The 20458-nt window shown below is 67.3% G+C and carries 16 protein-coding genes; 4 read left to right on the plus strand and 12 right to left on the minus strand.

Features of this window, described 5'->3' with window-relative positions:
* Window positions 1-23: 23 nt before the first annotated feature.
* The 3 genes from pdxA to WS70_RS15685 all read right to left on the minus strand — a co-directional run bounded on the left by pdxA (window position 24) and on the right by WS70_RS15685 (window position 4868).
* Window positions 24-1073 carry a 4-hydroxythreonine-4-phosphate dehydrogenase PdxA gene (gene pdxA / locus WS70_RS15675; protein WP_059596733.1) on the minus strand — a complete coding sequence of 350 codons (1050 nt, stop codon included), beginning with the start codon at window positions 1071-1073 and terminating at the stop codon, window positions 24-26.
* Between the two features lie 15 nt (window positions 1074-1088).
* Entirely contained in the window at window positions 1089-2438 is a 1350-nt protein-coding gene (locus tag WS70_RS15680; protein WP_059469106.1) for a peptidylprolyl isomerase, read from the minus strand.
* Between the two features lie 66 nt (window positions 2439-2504).
* A complete protein-coding gene (locus WS70_RS15685) occupies window positions 2505-4868 on the minus strand; it encodes an LPS-assembly protein LptD (RefSeq protein WP_059469107.1) in 2364 nt (787 codons plus the stop codon).
* Window positions 4869-5082: 214 nt separating this feature from the next.
* Between WS70_RS15685 and WS70_RS15690 the strand changes: the two genes are divergently transcribed.
* Both WS70_RS15690 and murU read left to right on the plus strand, forming a co-directional pair.
* A complete protein-coding gene (locus WS70_RS15690; protein ID WP_059596734.1) occupies window positions 5083-6117 on the plus strand; it encodes an aminoglycoside phosphotransferase family protein in 1035 nt (344 codons plus the stop codon).
* 3 nt (window positions 6118-6120) lie between these two features.
* Complete coding sequence (gene murU, locus WS70_RS15695; protein ID WP_059596735.1) at window positions 6121-6840, plus strand: N-acetylmuramate alpha-1-phosphate uridylyltransferase MurU; 720 nt, start codon at window positions 6121-6123, stop codon at window positions 6838-6840.
* Window positions 6841-7004: 164 nt separating this feature from the next.
* Here the strand turns inward: murU and WS70_RS15700 are convergent, their stop codons facing one another.
* Window positions 7005-8876 carry an ABCB family ABC transporter ATP-binding protein/permease gene (locus tag WS70_RS15700; protein ID WP_059596736.1) on the minus strand — a complete coding sequence of 624 codons (1872 nt, stop codon included), beginning with the start codon at window positions 8874-8876 and terminating at the stop codon, window positions 7005-7007.
* A gap of 470 nt (window positions 8877-9346) precedes the next feature.
* Here WS70_RS15700 and WS70_RS15710 point away from each other — a divergent pair, with 470 nt between their 5' ends.
* A complete protein-coding gene (locus WS70_RS15710; protein ID WP_059469135.1) occupies window positions 9347-9745 on the plus strand; it encodes an acyl-CoA thioesterase in 399 nt (132 codons plus the stop codon).
* 72 nt (window positions 9746-9817) lie between these two features.
* On the opposite strand, the gene WS70_RS15715 is transcribed toward WS70_RS15710, so the two are convergent.
* Window positions 9818-10297, minus strand: a complete 480-nt coding sequence (locus tag WS70_RS15715; protein WP_059469111.1) for a nitrate reductase associated protein — start codon at window positions 10295-10297, stop codon at window positions 9818-9820.
* A 134-nt stretch (window positions 10298-10431) separates the two neighbouring features.
* Between WS70_RS15715 and fdhD the strand changes: the two genes are divergently transcribed.
* The gene (fdhD, locus tag WS70_RS15720; RefSeq protein WP_059469112.1) at window positions 10432-11256 is read left to right on the plus strand and encodes a formate dehydrogenase accessory sulfurtransferase FdhD; all 825 of its coding nucleotides are present in this window, start codon (window positions 10432-10434) and stop codon (window positions 11254-11256) included.
* 71 nt (window positions 11257-11327) lie between these two features.
* Here fdhD and WS70_RS15725 read toward each other — a convergent pair whose 3' ends face one another.
* From WS70_RS15725 to nudB, 7 genes are all read right to left on the minus strand, one after another.
* On the minus strand, window positions 11328-12092 hold the full coding sequence (locus tag WS70_RS15725) for an enoyl-CoA hydratase (protein WP_059469113.1): 765 nt from the start codon (window positions 12090-12092) through the stop codon (window positions 11328-11330).
* A 96-nt stretch (window positions 12093-12188) separates the two neighbouring features.
* Complete coding sequence (locus tag WS70_RS15730) at window positions 12189-13388, minus strand: acetyl-CoA C-acyltransferase (RefSeq protein ID WP_059469114.1); 1200 nt, start codon at window positions 13386-13388, stop codon at window positions 12189-12191.
* Between the two features lie 127 nt (window positions 13389-13515).
* Window positions 13516-15951 (minus strand): 3-hydroxyacyl-CoA dehydrogenase/enoyl-CoA hydratase family protein, encoded by a 2436-nt coding sequence (locus WS70_RS15735; RefSeq protein ID WP_059469115.1) that lies wholly within the window; start codon window positions 15949-15951, stop codon window positions 13516-13518.
* A 113-nt stretch (window positions 15952-16064) separates the two neighbouring features.
* On the minus strand, window positions 16065-17852 hold the full coding sequence (locus tag WS70_RS15740) for an acyl-CoA dehydrogenase C-terminal domain-containing protein (RefSeq protein ID WP_059469116.1): 1788 nt from the start codon (window positions 17850-17852) through the stop codon (window positions 16065-16067).
* 56 nt (window positions 17853-17908) lie between these two features.
* Window positions 17909-18508 (minus strand): TetR/AcrR family transcriptional regulator, encoded by a 600-nt coding sequence (locus WS70_RS15745; RefSeq protein ID WP_004189774.1) that lies wholly within the window; start codon window positions 18506-18508, stop codon window positions 17909-17911.
* Window positions 18509-18696: 188 nt separating this feature from the next.
* Entirely contained in the window at window positions 18697-19971 is a 1275-nt protein-coding gene (clsB, locus tag WS70_RS15750) for a cardiolipin synthase ClsB (protein WP_059469117.1), read from the minus strand.
* Window positions 19968-20444 (minus strand): dihydroneopterin triphosphate diphosphatase, encoded by a 477-nt coding sequence (gene nudB / locus WS70_RS15755; protein ID WP_059469118.1) that lies wholly within the window; start codon window positions 20442-20444, stop codon window positions 19968-19970. Before nudB ends, clsB begins: the two co-directional genes overlap by 4 nt.
* Between the last annotated feature and the right edge of the window lie 14 nt (window positions 20445-20458).

Here is a 20458-nt window from a genome sequence, read left to right on the forward strand (position 1 = left end):
AGAAAAACGGATGACGCGAAAATTCAGCCCGCGCGCCGATGGCGCGCCATCGTCACGGCGGTATCGATCGCGGCGACGAGGCTGCCCGGATCGGCGCGGCCCGTACCGGCGAGATCGAGCGCGGTGCCGTGATCGACCGACGTGCGGATGATCGGCAGGCCGAGCGTGACGTTGATGCCCTCGCCGAACGTCGCGTACTTGAGGACCGGCAGCCCCTGGTCGTGGAACATCGCGAGCACGCAATCCGCGTGCTCGAGGTAGCGCGGCTGGAACAGCGTGTCGGCGGGATAAGGCCCGCGCGCGTCGATGCCCGCGGCCCGCGCGCGCACAAGCGCCGGCTCGATCACGTCGATTTCCTCGCGGCCGAGATAACCGTTCTCGCCCGCGTGCGGATTGAGGCCCGTCACGAGAATGCGCGGTGCGGCGAGACCGAAGCTGCGGCGCAGGTCGCGGTCGACGATCGCGAGCGTATCGGCGAGGCCGTCGATGGTCAGCGCGGCCGACACGTCCTTGAGCGGCAGGTGCGTCGTCGCGAGCGCGACGCGCAGCGGCCGCTCGCCCGTGCCCGCGAGCATCATCACGACGTGCGGCGTATGCGTGCGCTCGGCGAGATATTCGGTATGGCCGGTGAACGGCACGCCGGCATCGTTGATCGTGCTCTTTTGCAGCGGCGCGGTGACGATCGCGTCGAATGCGCCGGCGACCGCGCCGTCGATCGCCGCGTCGAGCAGATCGAGCACGTAGCGCCCGTTCGCCGGATTCAGCTTGCCCGCTTCGGCGGGTGCGGCGAGCGCGCGATGCGCGACCGCGACATGCGCGTTTGCGACATGCGCGTTTGCGACATGCGCGTCTGCGACATGCGCGTCTGCACCGCTCGCCGTCATGCGCGCCCAATCGACGCCGACCGCGGCTGCGCGCTCGGCGATCAGGCCCGCGTCGCCGAGCACCGTGAAGCGCGCGTCGGGCCAGCGCGCCGCCGCGTCGGCGAGTGCACGGGCCGTCAGCTCGGGGCCGACGCCGGCCGGCTCGCCGGTCGTGATCGCGATGCGCAGCGGCTGCGGGCTGGCGGACATGTTTCGGCTACGCGCTTATTGGACGACAGGCAGCTTGACCTGCACGTACGACGAGTCGCGCAGCTCGCGCAGCCAGTCCGAGTACGCCTGCTCGGCCTTGCGCTGGCCGATCGCCTGGCGCGCGATGTCCATCTGCTGCTGCACCGAGCCTTCCGCGTCGCGGCGGCCGAGCACCTGAATCAGGTGGTAGCCGTACTCGGTGCGCACCGGGTTGCTGACCTGGCCATCCTGCAGGCTGTTCATCGCACGCTCGAATTCCGGCACCGTCTCGCCCGGGCTGATCCAGCCGAGATCACCGCCTTGCGACGCCGAGCCGTCCTGCGAGTAGGTGCGCGCGAACTTCTCGAAATCGCCGCCCGCCTCGACCTGCCGGCGGATGTCGATCAGTTGCTGGCGCGCCTGCGATTCCGACTTGCCTTCGCCGACGCGCAACAGAATGTGGCGCACGTGCGTCTGCACGATCTTCGGCGACGCGGCCGACACGCTCTGGCTCGCGCGGCGGTCGACGAGACGCACGATCTCGAAGCCGTCCGGCACGCGGACGAGCGTCGGGTTGACCTGGCCGGGACGCAGCTTCGACACCGCGTCGACGACGTCGGACGGCAGCGACGACGGCGACTTGAAGCCGAGATCGCCGCCCTTCTTCGCATCGTCGGCTTCCGAATTGTTCTTCGCGAGCCGCTCGAAATCGACGCCTGACGCGAGCGCCTGCTGCAGCAGGCCTTCCGCCTTCTTCTGCGCGACGTCGATGTCGGCTTGCGGCGCGCTGGTCGGCGCCTTCACGAAGATGTGCTCGAGCCGCAGATCCTGCTGCGAGCCGGCGTTCGGGCCGCGCTGGCTCGCGATGTAGCTCGCGACTTCGGCGTCCGACACGGTGATCTTGCCGTCGACTTCCTTCTCGCGCAGCTTCGAGAGCATCAGCTCAGTGCGCGCGTCGCGCACGAACACGTCCCACGGCACGCCCTGCGCCTCGATGCGCGCCTTGTATTGGTCGAGCGGCATCCCGTTCGCCTGCGCGAGGCGCCCGAGCGTCGCCTGCACGGTGGCGTTGTCGACGACGATGCCGTCGTCCTTCGCCCGCTGGATCTGGATGCGCTCGAGCACCATCTGGTTCAGCACCTGTGCGCGCAACTGGTCGATCGGCGGCACGGGCGCCTTCTGCTGCTGCAGACGGCGCGCGATCAGGCCGACGCGCTGATCGAGCTCGCGCCCGGTGATCACGTCGTTGTTGACGACAGCGACCACCTCGTCGGCGAGCGACGCGCCCTGCGCGCGCAGCGCCTGCGCAGACGCGGCCGGTGCGACCGTGATGAGCGACGCGACCAGACCGGATGCGATAGCCGCGAAGCGAAGGGTTTTCTTCATTGCCACAGGTACTCCATTGAAAGCGGGCTGCGCAAACGCCGCTCGCCGCGAACGCCTCGTCGGCGGTTAATCGTAATTGCTGAAACGCGACAACGGCGCCGGCGCGGGCGGCAGCGGCGTATATCCCTGCACGCCGGCGCGGAACGAGGATACGAGTCCGTTGTCGATGCTCGTCAGCCCCTTGAGCACGAGCTGCGCGAGCACGCGGGTCGACGAATTCTGCTGCCCCGACGTGTTCACGCCGTTCGCGTAGCGCTGGACGCCAACGCCGAACGCCCAGCAGTCGGCATCGTACTGGAAGCCGACGAGACCGTCGACAACCCGGCTGCTCGCGAGATCGTAGTTGAGCCGGCCGACCGCATAGAGCCGCCGCGTGAGCGGCCATTGCGCGGACACGAGAACCTGATTGATCGGCTCGTTGCTGAGCGTCGCGTTCTGCCGCGTGTAGCGATAGCCGACGTTGATCACGCGCCGCTCGCCCGGGCTGTAGCCGAAGCCGACGCTCGACTTGACGAGCTGGTTGTTGTCGACGTTGTACTGGAACGCGGTTTCCGACGCGAAGCCCGCGCCGAGCTTGACCGACGCACCGAGGATCAGGTCGGAGTGCCGCGCGGTCGCGGACGCGTCGGTCGGCAGCAGCGTCACGCGCTGGTCGGTGAAGTAGTACTGCTGCGCGATGACGAAGCGCGCGCGCTCGTCGCCCGTCGTCGGATTGATGAAGCGGGTCGTGAGCGCGGCCGTCAGGCGGTTCGCGTCGGCGATCCGGTCGTTGCCGACGAAGGTGTTCGGCGTGAAGATCTCCGCGAGCCCGAAGTCCGACACGGCCGTGTCGAAGAGCGGCGCGTCCGACTGGTTCCGGTACGGCGTGTACACATAGTACAGCCGCGGCTCGAGCGTCTGGATGAAATCCTGGCCGAACAGGCGCACCGAGCGGTCGAAGATGAGCCCGGAATCGAAGCTGAGCGTCGGAATCGAATAGGTGAAGCGCTTCGCCTGGCCGGGCACGCCGCCCGTCGTCGTCGTCAGGTCGTACGACGCGAAGTGCATCTGCGCCTTCGGTACGACGAAATAGCCGGGACCGTACACCCCGTACGACACGTACGGGTTGAACATCACGCGATCGCCTTCCGGCTGGTCGGCGGTCGTGATCCGGAAGCGCGAATAATCGGCTTCCGCGCCGAAGTCGAAGCCGCCGACGTTGTACTTCGCGTACTTCACGTTCAACTGCGGCTCGCGGCCGTACGGCGCGACCGACGGCGCGAGCGTCTGCCAGTGCTGGTAGCGCCCGAGCACGGACCACGGCCCGTTGTTGTACGTCAGGCCGGCTTCCTGCTGATAAATCGTCTGGAGCCCGTTCACGAACTGGTTCGTGGATCCGAGATCCTCGGGATACAGGTTGTCCGAAACCTTGTTGAAGTAAACGTAGCCGCCGAAGCCGTTGCCGAAGTTCTGCTGGTGCTGCCAGTAGATCGCGTAGCGGTTGCGCTTCGCGACACGGTCGTCCGGCAGGTATTCGCCCGTCAGCGTGCCCGAATAGTTCGTCGACAGATAGCGGAACGTCGCCTGCGTGAAGATCCCGCGCTTCGAGATGATGTGCGGCGTGACCGTCAGGTCGCGATTCGGCGCGATATTGAAGTAGTACGGCAGCGAGAATTCGAAGCCGTTCGTCGAGCTGAACGGCGAGAACGTCGGCGGCAGGAAGCCGCTGCGCCGCTCGCCCGACAGCGGGAACGTGAGCCACGGGCTGCCGAAGAGCGGCACGCCCTGGAAGAACAGCACGCCGTTGCGCGCGACGCCTTCGTCGGCGCCCGTATCGAAATCGAACTCGGTGCCCTTGATGTACCACGCCGGGTTCGTCGTGCACTGGCAGCCCGTGTAGGTGCCGTTCGTGAACACCGAGCGCTCGCTGTCGAGCAGTTGCACCCGCTCGGCGCTGCCCGAGCCGCCCGTCGCCGTGAAATGGTACTTCGGCGTCGTCATGAAGCCCTGGTTCGCCTCGACCTTCAGATGCGCCTCGGGGCCCGAGAACGTCGTGCCGGCGTTCGACACCGTGACCTTGCCGTACGCGTCGGCCATGTCGGTGTCCTGGTCGTAGTGGATCGCATCCGCCTTGACGACCGCATTGCCGCGCCGGATCTCGGCCGAGCCCTTCGCGGCGAGATCCTGGTCGGCCGTGCCGTTCGTGTGGTCGCCCAAGACGAACGTCGCGGGCTTGCCGCGCTGCTTTTGCGGATGCTCGTCGAGCTGCGGCGCGAGGCGAAGGTCCCACGGCGAGCCGAACGCCTGCGGCTCGGCCGCGGCGCCCGACAACTGGGCCTGCGACACCGCCGGCACGAGGCCCGGTACGGCCAAAAGCGCGACCGCGAGCCGTTTTTTGCGCGGCGCGGCATCGCAAGCTGGGACGAGCGGGAATAACGTTTTAGGCGGCATCTATCGTTCGGCGAATCGACCCTGTCAAACCCGGCCTCCGCACGTCGCAGCCCTCGCAATCGAACCGTGACTGCGGCTTCGCGCATACCGGGGGAAAACGGGCAAACGAGCGGCGTGGCGGACTGCGGGCCCGCGCCGGCGGGGATTGACACGGGACGCGTCAAAAAAGTCGTGGGGTATTATATGGCAAGACGTTCCCCCTCCCCGACTTTCAATGACGCAGCCCTTGGCCGATCCCCGCCTCGCCCTCCTCACCGACTGGCTCGCCACGTTCGCCGACCGCTACGCGCTCGACCCGGCGTCGCTCGTCCCTGCGTCCGCCGACGCGAGCTTCCGGCGCTATTTCCGCATCGCGAGCGCGGCCGCGCCGGGCGGAACCGCGATCGCCGTCGACGCGCCGCCGCCCGAGAAATGCCGCGAGTTCGTGCAGATCTCGCAGTTGCTCGACGCGGCCGGTCTGAACGTGCCGAAAGTGCTCGAACACGACTTCGACGCGGGCTTCATGCTCATCACCGATCTCGGCACGCGCTCGTACATCTCCGCGCTCGATCCCGCCGCGCCGGACGCCGCTCGGCCGCTGATGCGCGACGCGCTCGACGCGCTGATCCGCTGGCAGCTCGCGTCGCGCGAAGACGTGCTGCCGCCGTTCGACGAGGCGTTCCTGCGCTGCGAGATGGAGCTGATGCCCGAGTGGTACGTCGGCCGGCATCTCGGCAAGACGCTCACGGATAACGCGCGCGGCGTGCTCGACCGCACGTTCGCGCTGCTGATCGCGAGCGCGCGCGCGCAGCCGCAGGGCTACATGCTGCGCGACTTCATGCCCCGCAACCTGTTGATTGCTCAGCCGAACCCGGGCGTGCTCGACTTCCAGGACGCCGTCTACGGGCCGCTCACGTACGACGTCGTGTCGCTCTTGCGCGACGCGTTCATCAGTTGGGACGAGGCGTTCGAGCTCGACTGCTTCGCGTACTACTGGGAAAAGGCGAAGAAAGCCGGGCTGCCCGTCGAGCCCGACTTCGGCGAGTTCTACCGGCAGCTCGAATGGATGGGCCTGCAGCGCCACATCAAGGTGCTCGGCCTGTTCGCGCGGATCAACTACCGCGATCACAAGCCGCACTATCTCGCCGACCTGCCGCGCTTTCTCGGCTACGCGCGCAAGGTCGCGCTGCGCTACCGGCCGCTCACGCCGTTCGCGAGGCTGCTCGACGAGCTCGAAAACAAGACAGCCGAAGTCGGCTACACGTTCTGAACGATGACGCACACACTCGACACGGCGATGATCTTCGCCGCCGGGCGCGGCGAACGGATGCGCCCGCTCACCGACACGACGCCGAAGCCGCTCCTCGCGGCGGGCGGCAAGCCGCTGATCGTCTGGCAGATCGAGCGGCTCGCCGCGGCGGGCATTCGCACGATCGTCGTCAACCACGCATGGCTCGGCGAGCGGATCGAGGCCACTCTTGGCGACGGCTCGCGCTGGGGCGTGCGGCTCGTCTATTCGGCCGAGCGCGAGGCGCTCGAAACGGCGGGCGGAATCGCGCAGGCGCTGCCGCTCATCGAGGACGGCAGCGGGCCGAAGGTGTTCGTCTGCGTCGCGGGTGACGTCTACGCAAACTTCGACTACGCGACGCTGCGCGCGCGCGCCGCCGCGCTGGCTGCGGCGCCCGAGCCCGGCATGCACCTCGTGATGGTGCCGAACCCGCCGTTCCATCCGGCGGGCGACTTCGCGCTCGACGGCGACGGCCTGCTGTCGCTCGACGGCGCGCCGCGCGTCACATTCGGCAACATCGCGCTCTACGACTCGCGAATGTTCCGCGCTCTGCCCGCCGGCACGCGCAGCCGGCTCACCCCCTATTTTCGCGAAACGATCGCCGCGCGCCGCGCGACGGGCGAGCTATATGCGGGTGTGTGGGAGAACGTCGGCACGCCGGCGCAACTGAGCGAGCTCGACGCCGCGCTGAGGGCAGCGCGCTGAAGCCGGCCGGCTGACGCCCGCTCGCCCGGGTTCATCGAGCGGCTCCGGCGTGATCCGCCGAGCGTCCAGCCGGCCGCCAATCGGCAACGACACAACGACGCGCCGCTATCGGCCGAGACGCGCGAGTCCGCGCCACCATGCCGCGCGCGGCGCGCCCCGCCCCATTAAACCTCTTCCGCCGCCGCGCCGTCGGCCGCCGCGCGCTGCTGCTGCAGCGCCCACATCTGCGCATAGAGGCCGTCTGCGCGCAGCAGCTCGGCATGCGTGCCGCGCTCGACGATACGCCCGTGGTCCATCACGATGATCTGGTCCGCGTGCACGACGGTCGACAGCCGGTGCGCGATCACGAGCGTCGTCCGGTGCCGCGCGATCTGCTCGAGCTCGTGCTGGATCGCGCGCTCGGAACGCGAATCGAGCGCCGACGTCGCTTCGTCGAACACGAGGATCGGCGGGTTCTTCAGGATCGTCCGCGCGATCGCGACGCGCTGCTTCTCGCCGCCCGACAGCTTGAGCCCGCGCTCGCCGACGGGCGTGTCATAGCCCTTCGGCAGACTTTCGATGAACGTGTGGATGTGCGCGGCGCGCGCGGCCGCGATCACCTCGTCGCGCGTCGCCGACGGCCGGCCGTACGCGATGTTGTAGTAGATCGTGTCGTTGAAGAGCACCGTGTCCTGCGGCACGATGCCGATCGACGCGCGCAGCGAATCCTGCTTCACGTCGCGGATGTCCTGGCCGTCGATCGTGATCGCGCCGCCCGTCGCGCGACCGAGATCGTAGAAGCGGAACAAGAGGCGCGACAGTGTCGACTTGCCCGAGCCGCTGTGGCCGACGACCGCGGTCGTCGAGCCCGCTTCGATCGTGAAATCGACGTCGTGCAGGATCTGCCGCGCCGGCTCGTAGCTGAAATTCACCCGTTCGAAGCGCACCTGCGCGCCGTTCACCTTCAGCGCGGGCGCGCCGGGCGCGTCGTCGACTTCGCGCGCGGCCGACAGCAGCCCGAACATCCGGTCCATGTCGGTCAGGCTCTGCTTCAGCTCGCGGTAGACGACGCCCAGGAAGTTGAGCGGAATGTACAACTGCAGCATGAAGGTGTTGATGAGGACGAGGTCGCCGAGCGTGAGCTTGCCCGCGAGCACGCCCTGCGTCGCGCGCCACAGGATGAACACGAGCCCCGCGCCGATGATCGCCTGCTGGCCGAAGTTGAGAAACGACAGCGAGTTCTGCGAACGGATCGCCGCCTTGCGGTAGCGCTTCAGGTTCTCGTCGTAGCGCTGCGTTTCCCACTCCTCGTTGCCGAAATACTTGACCGTCTCATAGTTGATCAGCGAATCGATCGCACGCGAGTTCGCACGCGAATCGAGCTCGTTCATCGTGCGGCGGAAATGCGTGCGCCACTCGGTCACCTTCACGGTGAACACGATGTACGCGACGAGCGCCGCGAACGTCACGTACGCGTAATACGCTTCGTACTTGACGGCGAAGAAGCCGAGCACGAGCCCCACTTCGACGAGCGTCGGCAGGATGCTGTACAGCGAATACGAGATTAATTGCTGGATGCCGCGCGTGCCGCGCTCGATGTCGCGCGACATGCCGCCCGTCTGCCGTTCGAGGTGAAAGCGCAGCGACAGGCCGTGCAGATGCCGGAACACCTGCAGCGCGAGCCGCCGCACTGCGCTCTCCGTCACCTTCGAGAACAGGATTTCGCGCAATTCGGTGAAGAGCGACGTCGATAGACGCACGAACGCGTACGCGACCACGAGGAGCCCCACGCCGCCCGCGAGCACGATGCTCGCCGACTGCTCGGCGCGGCCGAGCGCGGTCAGATGCTGGACGGCGGCGAGACTGTCGACGATCCGCTTCATCACGACGGGCACGCCGAGGCTCGCGACCTTCGCGCCGATCAGGCACGTGAGCGCGAACGCGACGCGCCACTTGTAGGCGGTCAGGTACGGCAGCAGCGAGCGGATCGTCTGCCAGTCGTTGCGCGGCCCGGTCGCGATGGGCGCGGGCTCGGAAGAAGCGGGATAGCGGCGCATGGGGGAGTTCGTGGGTTCGCTTCGTCGGTGAAAGTATGCGTTTCGGGTTCGCACGGCCGGCGTCGGTGCGACGCAGGGGCGCGGCGCGCGCGAATCGCGCGTCGGCGGCCATCTGCATCCGCCGTCCCGGCCGCCGCATGGCGATCGGTCTCGAGCCGGCTGGCTACGCCACGCGCGTCGCGTAGCCAGCTGGCGGCGCGAATCGCGCGACGAAATACCCGACGGACTGCCGGCGCGTTCCGGTCCATGCGGCACGGCGGACGTTGAGCTGCCCGCCCGGCTCGGCCCATGCGGCTTGGGCGACGCAATTCTGCCCGCCCGGCCCGGCCCCAATCCACACTTTCTCGTACAATTTCAGAACTTTGTATTCTCGCAGAAGCCGGTTCGCGCCGCTGCGCGCCGCCTCGCCCGCGGCGGCGCGCGAAATCGCGCAAGCCGGCCGCTTTTCTTACAAGATGGAAGCTTCAACCATGACCGATTCGCCCCTGCAACTCCCGCAAAAACCGCCCGCGCTGCGCGTCGTGCCGCAACCGTCCGACGCGAACGTCCACGGCGACGTATTCGGCGGCTGGATCATGGCGCAGGTCGACATCGCGGGCTCGATCCCGGCGTGCCGCCGCGCGAACGGCCGGGTCGCGACGGTCGCGGTCAATTCTTTCCTGTTCAAGCAGCCGGTGTTCGTCGGCGATCTGCTGAGCTTCTACGCGAGCATCGTCAAGACGGGCAACACGTCGGTGACGGTCGACGTCGAGGTTTACGCACAGCGGATGAGTCTGATGAGCGAAATCGTCAAGGTGACCGAAGCGACCCTCACCTACGTCGCGACCGACGCCGATCGCCGCCCGCGGGCGCTGCCGCCGCTCGAATAAGCGCGGCTGCGCGTCGCATCCGGCGCCCGCGCGCGAACGGCGGGGCAACGCGCGTGGCGCCGCCTCGCCCGCTCAATGCGCGGAGAGGCCGAACTCGCGCATCGCGGGGATGAAGTCGTGGTTGAGCTTCGGCTTGCGCGACAGCTTCGCGAGCACGTAGCGTTGAAACGGCGTGAGCGTCGCCCACTGCGCGGCCGACGGCGCCTGCAGCCCGGCCAGCCCGCTCTGCGCGACGAGCGCATCCGGCACCGCATCGGCGCTGCGCCAGGCCGGATGCTCGTCCGGCTGGAACCAGCTCGGCTCAACGTTCGCGTGCGTACGCAGCATCTCGAACAGCGCATGATCGAAGTTCGGCTCGATCACGACGTCTTCGTCGGCCGGAAAGCGCGCGAGCAGCTTGCGATCCTCGATCGGCAGCATCTGCCATTGCTCGAGCGAGATCCGCAGCCCGAAGCGGTCGAGGTTGAAACGGACGATCATCGGAATGTAGGTCAGATCCTCCGACGATACGACTTCGAAATTGAACAGCAACGGCGCGTCGCTCAGTCCCATGTTTGCACCCACTATGACGTTTGCCGGCACATTTGGCCTGTCTGGAGTATTTTAGAACCTTCGCGGGCGACGGGCGTGCCGCCGGACGCCGCGCCCCGCTCGTCCGCCCCGTCCAATCGAAGGAGTAGTCCCCCGTGAGTCTGTCCGAAACCGTCGAACCCAGCGGCATCGTCGAGCTCGCGGTGCGCAGGCGGCGCGGCGACGCGGTCGAAGCGACCGTCGACCACGTCGGCCAGGAATGGCCCGTCGCGCTCGTGTTCAACGGCATCTCGCACGCGGTGATGATGTGCACGCCACGCGATCTGGAAGCGTTCGCGGTCGGCTTCGCGGTGTCGGAAGGCATCGTCGAGCGCGGCAGCGACGTGAAGGACATCGAAGTCGTGCTGCACGGCGACGCGCCGCTGCCGCACGCCGAAGTGCAGCTCACGGTCGTCCAGCAGGCGTTCGCCGCGCTGAAGGAGAAGCGCCGCGCGCTCGCGGGGCGCACCGGCTGCGGCGTGTGCGGCATCGAGAGTATCGATCTGCTCGATCTCGTGCCGGAACGCGTGCCGGATACCGGCTTTCTCGCGCGCATCGCGCCGGATGCGATCGCACGCGCGGCGCGCGATCTCCCCGCCCATCAGGTGCTCACGCGGCAGACGGGCGGGCTGCACGCGGCCGCGTGGTGCGACGCATCGGGCGCGATCGTCCACGCGTTCGAGGACATCGGCCGCCACAACGCGCTCGACAAGCTGATCGGCACGCTCACGCTCGAACGCGCCGACATGACGAACGGCTTCGTCTTCCTGTCGAGCCGCGCGAGCTACGAGCTCGTGCGCAAGTCCGCGCGCGTCGGCATTCCGATGGTCGCGACGATCTCCGCGCCGTCGTCGCTCGCGATCGAAATCGCGCGGCAAGCCGGGCTGCGGCTCGTGAGCTTCTGCCGCGAAGCGGGCTACGTCGACTACGGCTCCGCTTAGCGCGCCGCCGCATCGATGGGCGTGCGGCGGAAGCGGCACACCGCCGCACGCCGCCGCGTTTGCGTTCGCGTTCAGTCGAACTGCCGGAAGTCCGGCTTGCGCTTCTCGAAGAACGCAGTGATCGCCTCGCGCACTTCGGGCGAGCGCAGCATCCGGCCGAACTGGTCGCCTTCTTCCGACATCCGCGCGGCGACGTCCGCGCCGCCCCCCTTCTTGAGGAACGCCTTCGTCGCGCGCAGCGACGATGCCGGCAGCGCGACGAGCTTCGCCGCCTGCTCCGCGGCGAACGCGTCGAGATCCGCGGCGGGCAGCACGCGGTTCACGAGGCCGATCCGGTGCGCTTCGAGCGCGTCGAACGGCTCGCCGAGCAGGAGCTTCTCGGCCGCGACCTGATGGCCGGCAAGACGCGGCAGCAGCAGGCTCGACGCCGCCTCGGGACACAGTCCGAGCTGCGCGAACGGCAGCGAGAGCTGCGCGGTGTCGGCCGCGTAGACGAGATCGCAGTGCAGCAGCATCGTCACGCCGATGCCGACCGCGACGCCGGAAACCGCCGCGATGACCGGCTTCTGCGCGCTCGCGATCTGGCGCAGAAACTGGAACACGGGTGCGTTCTCGTCCTTCGGCGGCGCCTTCATGAAGTCGTCGAGATCGTTGCCCGCGCTGAAGTTGCCGTCGCTGCCGCGAATCACGATCGCGCGCACCGACTTGTCATCCTGCGCCGCCGCGAGCGCATCGGCCATCGCCTGGTACATCGCCGCGGTGATCGCGTTCTTTTTCGCGGGGCGCGCGAGCGTGATCGTCAGCACGCCGCCTGCGTTTTCGATCTGGATATCCATCTGAGCCGTCTCCATGGCTGTTTTCATTCGATAAACAAAAAAAACGGTGCGCGAGCTGGTCGCCCGCGCACCGTCGTCATGCGTCGCGCGCTCCGATCAGAGCCGCTCGATGATGCCTGCCGCACCCATGCCGGTCCCGACGCACATCGTCACCATCCCGTACTTCAGGTTGCGACGACGCAGGCCGTGCACGACGGTCGCCGCGCGAATCGCGCCCGTCGCGCCGAGCGGGTGGCCGAGCGCGATCGCGCCGCCGATCGGGTTGACCTTCGACGGATCGAGGCCGAGATCGCGCATCACCGCCAGCGATTGCGCGGCGAATGCTTCGTTCAGCTCGATCCAGTCGAGATCGTCCTGCTTCAGGCCCGCCGCCTTCAGCGCGGCCGGAATCGCTTCCTTCGGGCCGATGCCCATGATCTCCGGCGGCACGCCGCGCACGGCAAAGCTGACGAAGCGCGCGAGCGGCGTCAGGTTGAACTGCTTGAGCACCTTCTCCGACACGACGAGGAGCGCGCCCGAGCCGTCCGATGTCTGCGAGCTGTTGCCCGCCGTCACCGAGCCCTTGTTCGCGAACACCGCGCGCAGCTTCGCGAGGCCTTCGATCGACGTGTCCGCACGCGGGCCTTCGTCGATCGCGATCTCGCGCGTCTTCGTCTCGATCTCGCCCGTCGCGAGATTCGGGAAGCGCTCGATGATCGTGTACGGCGCGATCTCGTCCTTGAACTCGCCCGCCTGCTGCGCGGCGAGCGCCTTCCTGTGCGACTCGACCGAGAACGCGTCCTGGTCTTCGCGGCTCACCTTCCACTGCTCGGCGACGCGCTCGGCGGTCAGGCCCATCCCGTAGGCAATGCCGACGTCTTCGTTGCGATCGAAGATGTGCGGCGACATCGACGGCTTGTTGCCCATCATCGGCACCATGCTCATCGATTCGACGCCGGCCGCGAGGAGCGCGTCCGATTCGCCGACGCGAATGCGGTCCGCCGCCATCGCGAGCGCGGTGATGCCCGATGCGCAGAAGCGGTTCACCGTCACGCCGCCGACCGTGTTCGGCAGGCCCGCGAGCAGCGCGCCCATCCGCGCGACGTTCAGGCCCTGCTCTGCCTCGGGGATCGCGCAGCCGACGATCGCGTCTTCGATCAGCTTCGTGTCGAATTCCGGCACCTGCGCGATCGCCGACTTGATCGCGTGGACGAGCAGCTCGTCCGGGCGCGTGTTCTTGAATGCACCGCGGGGCGCCTTGCCGATCGGCGTGCGGCTTGCGGCGACGATGTATGCGTCTTGCAGTTGTTTGCTCATTTGAGACTCCTGTCGACCAGAGTTGGCACTTCAGCGCTGACTCTGGTCCCATGCCCTTGGGCGGTCGATCGCAGTTAGCGCTGTGGCGCTTACTCTGCTCCCATGCAAAGTTGTCCGCTCGGCTCGCTCAGTTGCGAACCGGCTTGCCGGTCTGCAACATGCCCATGATCCGTTCCTGCGTCTTCTGCGTGCCGAGCAGCTCAACGAACGCGCGACGCTCCAGCGCGAGCAGCCATTCCTCGTCGACCGTGCTGCCGGCTTCGACGTCGCCGCCGCAAACCGCCTCGGCGATCCGGCTCGCGATCAGGAAATCGTGGTCGCTAATGAAGCGGCCGTCGCGCATGTTGACGAGCTGCGCCTTGATGGTGGCGATCGCCGAGCGGCCGGCCACCGGGATTTCCTTCGCCTTCAGCGGCGCGCGGTAGCCCGCCGCCGCGAGGCCGCGCGCTTCCTTCTTCGCGATGTCGAGCAGTTCGAACACGTTGAACACGATCGTGTCCGACGGCTTCACGTAGCCCATCGCGCGCGCCTCGTGCGCGGACATCGACACCTTCGCCATCGCCGCGTTCTCGAACGACTTCGTCAGGAACTTGAGCAGCTCGCTCGTCAGGCCCGCCGCCGTCGCCGCGTCCGCCGCGCGCAGCGCCGCTTCCTTCAGGCCGCCGCCCGCCGGCACGAGGCCGACGCCGACTTCGACGAGGCCGATGTAGCTCTCGACGTGCACGACGCGCTTCGCGCTATGCAGCATCAGCTCGCAGCCGCCGCCGAGCGCCAGGCCCGACACCGCCGCGACGACCGGTACGTTCGCGTACTTGACGCGCAGCATGCCTTCCTGGAACTTCTTCACGAACGGCTCGATGCCCTTCGCGCCGCCCATCATGAACGCGGGCATCGCCTCTTCGAGGTTCGCGCCGGCGGAGAACGGGCCGCCCGGGTTGCCGAGCTTGAGCGACGTCGGCTGCCAGATCACGACGCCCTTGTAGTCCTTCTCCGCGAGCTCGATCGCCTGCACGAGGCCGTCGATCACGCCCGGGCCGATCGTGTTCATCTTCGACTTGAACGACACGATCACGACGTCGTCCTCGCCCGCACGGTCGTCGACCCACGCGCGCACCGAGTCGGTCTCGAACAGCGTCTTGCCGAACGTCTTCGGATCGTGGCCCGCTTCGCCGAGGAGCGGCGCGCGGAACACCTGCTTGCCGTAGACGGCGAGCGTCGAGCGCGGCGCGAAGCGCTTAGTCGCGGGCGACCACGAGCCTTCGGCCGTGTGCACGCCGCCCTGCTCGGCGACGACGCCTTCGAGCACCCACGCGGGCAGCGGCACGTTCGCGAGCGCCTTGCCGGCCGCGATGTCTTCCTGCACCCACTCGGCGACCTGCTTCCAGCCCGCGGCCTGCCAGCCTTCGAACGGACCTTCGTTCCAGCCGAAGCCCCAGCGGATCGCGAGGTCGACGTCGCGCGCGTTGTCGGCGATCGATTCGAGGTGGAGCGCGATGTAGTGGAACACGTCACGGAAGATCGACCACAGGAACTGCGCGTGCGGATGCTCCGTCTCGCGCAAGAGCTTCAGGCGCTCCGCGGGCGGGCGCTTCAGGATGCGGCCGACGGTCTCGTCCGCCTTCGCGCCGGAGTCGACGTAGGCGCCCGTCTTCGCGTCAAGCACCTTGATCGCCTTGCCTTCCTTCTTGTAGAAGCCGCCGCCCGTCTTCTGGCCGAGCGCGCCCTGTTCGACGAGCTTCGCGAGCACGGCGGGCGTCTTGTAGACCGGGAAAAACGGATCGTCGGCGAGATTGTCCTGCATCGTCTTGATCACGTGCGCCATCGTGTCGAGGCCGACCACGTCCGCCGTGCGGAACGTCGCCGACTTCGCGCGGCCGAGGCGGCTGCCCGTCAGGTCGTCGACTTCGTCGAAGCGCAGGCCGAACTTTTCGGCTTCGGTGATCACGGCGAGGATCGAGAAAATGCCGACGCGATTCGCGATGAAGTTCGGCGTGTCCTTCGCGCGCACGACGCCCTTGCCGACGACGCTCGTCAGGAACGTCTCGAGCTGGTCGAGGATCTCGCCGCGCGTGTGCGTGGTCGGGATCAACTCGACCAAATGCATGTAGCGCGGCGGGTTGAAGAAGTGCACGCCGCAGAAGCGCGCCTTCAGTTCATCGGCGAAGCCATCGGACAGCGCCGTGATCGACAGGCCCGACGTGTTGGTCGCGAAGATCGCGTGCGAAGCGATGTGCGGCGCGACCTTCTTGTACAGGTCGTGCTTCCAGTCCATCCGCTCGGCGATCGCTTCGATCACGAGGTCGCATTCGGCGAGCTTCGCGATGTCGTCCTCGTAGTTCGCGGGTTCGAGGTACTTCGCGTCGTCCTTCACGCCGAACGGCGCGGGCGACAGCTTCTTCAGGTTCTCGATCGCCTTCAGCGCGATGCCGTTCTTCGGACCTTCCTTGGCGGGCAGATCGAACAGCAGCACCGGCACGCGCGCATTGACGAGATGCGCGGCGATCTGCGCGCCCATCACGCCGGCGCCCAGCACGGCGACCTTGCGAATGTTGAAATTGCTCACGGGACTCCTCCGGATTGAGCCGCGCGTCGCCGTTCGTAAGGACGCGAGCGCGGCGTGTGAGTGCTAAGAATCGGTCGTTCAGGCGGCGCGCGGCGCGCCGCCCGGCGGTCGCGTTAGAACAGCGCTTCGTCGACTTCCATCATCGTCTTCCCGCCGGCGCGCGCGAGACGGATCGACGCCGCCGTTTCGGGCAAGAGGCGCGCGAAGTAGAAGCGCGCGGTCGCGAGCTTCGACTTGTAGAACGGATCGCCCGACGCTTCCTTGTCGAGCGCGATGCGCGCCATCCGCGCCCAGAAGTACGAGAACACCAGGTGACCGACGGTGCGCAGATACGGCACGGCCGCGGCGCCCACTTCGTCCGGGTTCTGCATCGCCTTCATGCCGATTTCCATCGTCAGCTTCTGCACCTTTTCGCCGATGTCGGCGAGCGGCGTGACGAATTCGGACATTTCGGGCTTCACGCCTTCTGCTTCGACGAACTCGGTGACGATCTTGCCGAACTTCTTCAGCTTCGCGCCCATGTCGCCCAGCACCTTGCGGCCGAGCAGGTCGAGCGCCTGAACCGAGTTGGTCCCTTCATAGATCATGTTGATCCGCGCATCGCGCACGTACTGCTCCATGCCCCACTCGGAGATGAAGCCGTGGCCGCCGTAGATCTGCATCGCGTGGTTCGTGCACTCGAACGCGTTGTCGGTCAGGAACGCCTTGATGATCGGCGTGAGGAGCGCGACGAGATCCTCCGCTTCCTTGCGCACCGCTTCGTCGGCGTGCGACAGCGCCTTGTCGATCTGCAGCGCCGACCAATACGTGAACGCGCGCGCGCCTTCCGCATATGCCTTCTGCGTGAGCAGCATGCGGCGCACGTCCGGGTGGACGATGATCGGGTCGGCCGGCTTGTCCGGCGCCTTCGGGCCCGTCAGCGAGCGCATCTGCAGGCGTTCCTTCGCATACGTGAGCGAGTTCTGGTACGCGACTTCGGTAAGGCCGAGACCTTGCATGCCGACGCCGAGACGCGCGGCGTTCATCATCACGAACATCGCGTTCAAGCCCTTGTTCGGCTCGCCGATCATCCAGCCTTTCGCGTTGTCGAGGTTCATCACGCAGGTCGCGTTGCCGTGGATGCCCATCTTGTGCTCGATCGAGCCGCACTTGACGCCGTTGCGCTCGCCCGGCTCGCCCGATGCGTCGGGGATGAACTTCGGCACGATGAAGAGGGAGATGCCCTTCGTGCCCTTCGGCGCGTCCGGCAGGCGCGCGAGCACGAGGTGGACGATGTTCTTCGAGAAGTCGTGTTCGCCGCTCGAGATGAAGATCTTGGTGCCGCTGATCGCGTACGAGCCGTCGCCGTTCGGCTCGGCCTTCGTGCGCAGGATGCCGAGATCGGTGCCGCAGTGCGGCTCGGTCAGGCACATCGTGCCCGTCCATTCGCCCGCGACGAGCTTCGGCAGGTAGACCTTCTGCAGTTCGGGCGCGCCGTGCGCGTGCAGGCATTCGTATGCGCCGTGCGACAGGCCCGGATACATCGTCCACGCCTGGTTCGCCGAGTTCAGCATTTCATAGAGCGCATTGTTGACGAATGCGGGCAGCCCCTGGCCGCCGTAGTCCGGATCGCAGCCGAGCGCCGGCCAGCCGGCCTCGACGTATTGCCGATACGCTTCCTTGAAGCCCGTCGGCGTCGTCACGACGCCGTCGCCGACATACGTGCAGCCTTCACGGTCGCCGACCTGGTTGAGCGGGAAGAGCACCTCCGAGCAGAACTTGCCCGCTTCCTCGAGCACCTGGTTGATCGTGTCGGCGTCGAGATCAGCGTGCTTGGGCATCTGCTTGACCTCGGCTTCGACGTTCAGAAGCTCGTGCAACACGAATTGCATGTCGCGCAACGGCGCGGCGTACTGTCCCATGACTCTCTCCAAGATAAGGCAATCGGCTCGAGCTCCCGGCGGCGGTCGCGCCGCCGCTAACGGCTCTCGCTCTGGTACGAAACAATCGTCTTTTCAAGCGCGGCCCACGTGAGGCGCACGGCGTCCGGCTGATGCAGGAAGCGCGCGTCGTGATGCAGACCGAGCGTGAAGCTGTACAACTCGAAGAGCATCAGGTTCGGGTCCGTATCCGGACGCAGATGCCCCTCTTCCTTCGCCTGCGAAATGGCGCGCAGCAGCGCGGCGCGCCATGCCTTCACGCTCGCGATCAACTGCTCGCGCACCGCGCTGTCGGGACGGTCGTCGTACTCGACGGCGCCGCTGATATAGATGCATCCCGTCGTCACTTCCTGGATGCGCTTCTCGATCCAGCGCGCGAGCATCGCCCGCAAGCGCGGCAGACCCCGCGGCTCGCGCAGGCTCGGAAAGAACACCTCGTTCTCGAAACGATGGTGGTACTCTCGCACGACCTCGACCTGCAAATCGTCGCGCGATCCGAAGTGCGCGAACACGCCGCTCTTGCTCATCTGCATGCGCTCGGCCAATAGGCCGATCGTCAGACCCTCGAGCCCGTCACGGCTGGCAAGGTCCAATGCTGCTTCGAGTATCGCGGCACGCGTCTGTTCGCCTTTTCGCATAGCTTTTAATAACCGTTCCAGGTAATCGAATAAAATCGAACGGCCGTACTATTATTGAGTGCGGCCGTCGGCGAAACAAGGAAATTATTAGAAATCGGTTTCTAACCATCCCCGCTATTTTGCAGGGTTGCGCGCCTTTGGAGGCGGCCCTGTGCAGGCCGTGGCGCGCGGCGTGTGTAAGCGAATGCTTAGTCGTATCCGCCGACTGTCAGGAGCTTCATCGCCCCCCGGTACGCGGTGTACGCGAACCAGTTCAGGAACCGCTCGACGGCCGGCCGCGCCGCGTAGAGCGCGGCGTCGATCTCGCGGCCGTCCGCGAACGCGGCGGCGATCGCGTCGCGCAGCGCGGCGGTCTCGCCGCGATGCCGCACGAGCACGACGTTCGCCTCATTGTTCAGCATCAGGCTCAGCGCGTCCAGATTCGACGAGCCGACGGTCGCCCAATGATCGTCGATCACCGCGACCTTGCCGTGCAGCATCGTCTTGTCGTATTCGGCGACCCTGACGCCCGCGCGCAGCAACGCATGATATAGGAACGGCACCGCCATATCGAGCGACGCGAACTCGTTGCGGCCGATCAGGATCCGCACGTCGACGCCGCGGCGCGCGGCGCCCGCGAGCGCGCGGCGCAGCTTGCGCCCTGGCATGAAGTAAGGGTTGGCGAGCAGGATCGACTGGCGCGCGCGGCCGATCGCGGCGAGATACGCCTTCTCGATCGCACGGCGGTTCACGACGTTGTCGCGCGCGACGAACGCGACGCTCGGCTCGGTCACGACGCGCAGCGCGCCCGCCTTCACCCACCGGTGGCTGCGCATCCAGCGGCGAAAGCGCGCGGCGAATGCGGAGCTGTCGACGCCGTGCGGCGCGAACGCCGCGTAGCGCTTGTGGCCGGCGGCGATCCGGTGCCACTGCACCTCGAATGCGGCGCGCACGTCGGCGACGGCCGGCCCGTTCAGTTCGACCGCGAAATCCCAGCGCGGATACGGCAGGCGCTCGCCGCTCTGCTCGAAATCGTCGACGATGTTGATGCCGCCGCAGAACGCGTATGCGTCGTCGACGGCCGCGAGCTTGCGGTGCGTGCGCGAGAAGCCGAAGCGGCCGAACAGATAGGGGTTGTAGATCCGGTGCTCGACGCCCGCGTCCGGCCACGCGTCGAAGAGCGGCAGACGCTCGGTGCCGATCCCGTCGGTGATGACCCGCACGTGGACGCCGCGCGCGGCCGCGCGGATCAGCGCATCGGAGACCGCGCGTCCCGCCGCGTCGTCGCAGAAGATGTAGGTTTCGAGCGCGACGCGCTCGCGGGCGGCGTCGATCCGTTCGATCAGCGCCGGGAAGAACGTCGCGCCGCCGTCGCAAAGCCGCACCGTGTTGCCGGACGTGAACGCGAGCCGCGACGCGGAGCCGCGCTCCTGCAGGAACATCTGCCGCAGTTGCGCGAGACGGTGCCGAGTCTTGCCGCTCATGCGGCGCGCGATGCGACGCGTTCGGGCAGTTGCAGGATCGCCTCGGCGTTCGACGGCGAGTAGCAGCGCGCGGCCGCTTCCCGGTAAGGCAGCCACAGATAGGCGGTGTGCTCGCGCGGCGACAGCGTCACGTCGATGCGGCCCGGCACCTCGAGGCCGAACCAGTGCTCGATGTTGCGCGTGACGCCGGGCGCGTAGCGGTGCAGGTACTGCGGGTAGATCGTGTATTCGATCGCGTGATGCCAATCGACGAGCGCGCTCTGCGGAATGCCGGCGCTGCCGACGACGATGCCCGTCTCTTCGGCGACTTCGCGCGCGGCAGCCTGCTCGATCGGTTCGTCTAGCGCGTCCTTCGACCCCGTCACGGACTGCCAGAAGTCGGGCTGATCGGCACGCTTGATGACGAGCACGTCGAGCGCGGACGTATGGATTACGACGAGGACGGATTCGGGGATTTTCGGCGGTTTCGTCATCGGGATGTCATCGG

Source organism: Burkholderia mayonis, from assembly GCF_001523745.2.
GTDB lineage: Bacteria > Pseudomonadota > Gammaproteobacteria > Burkholderiales > Burkholderiaceae > Burkholderia > Burkholderia mayonis.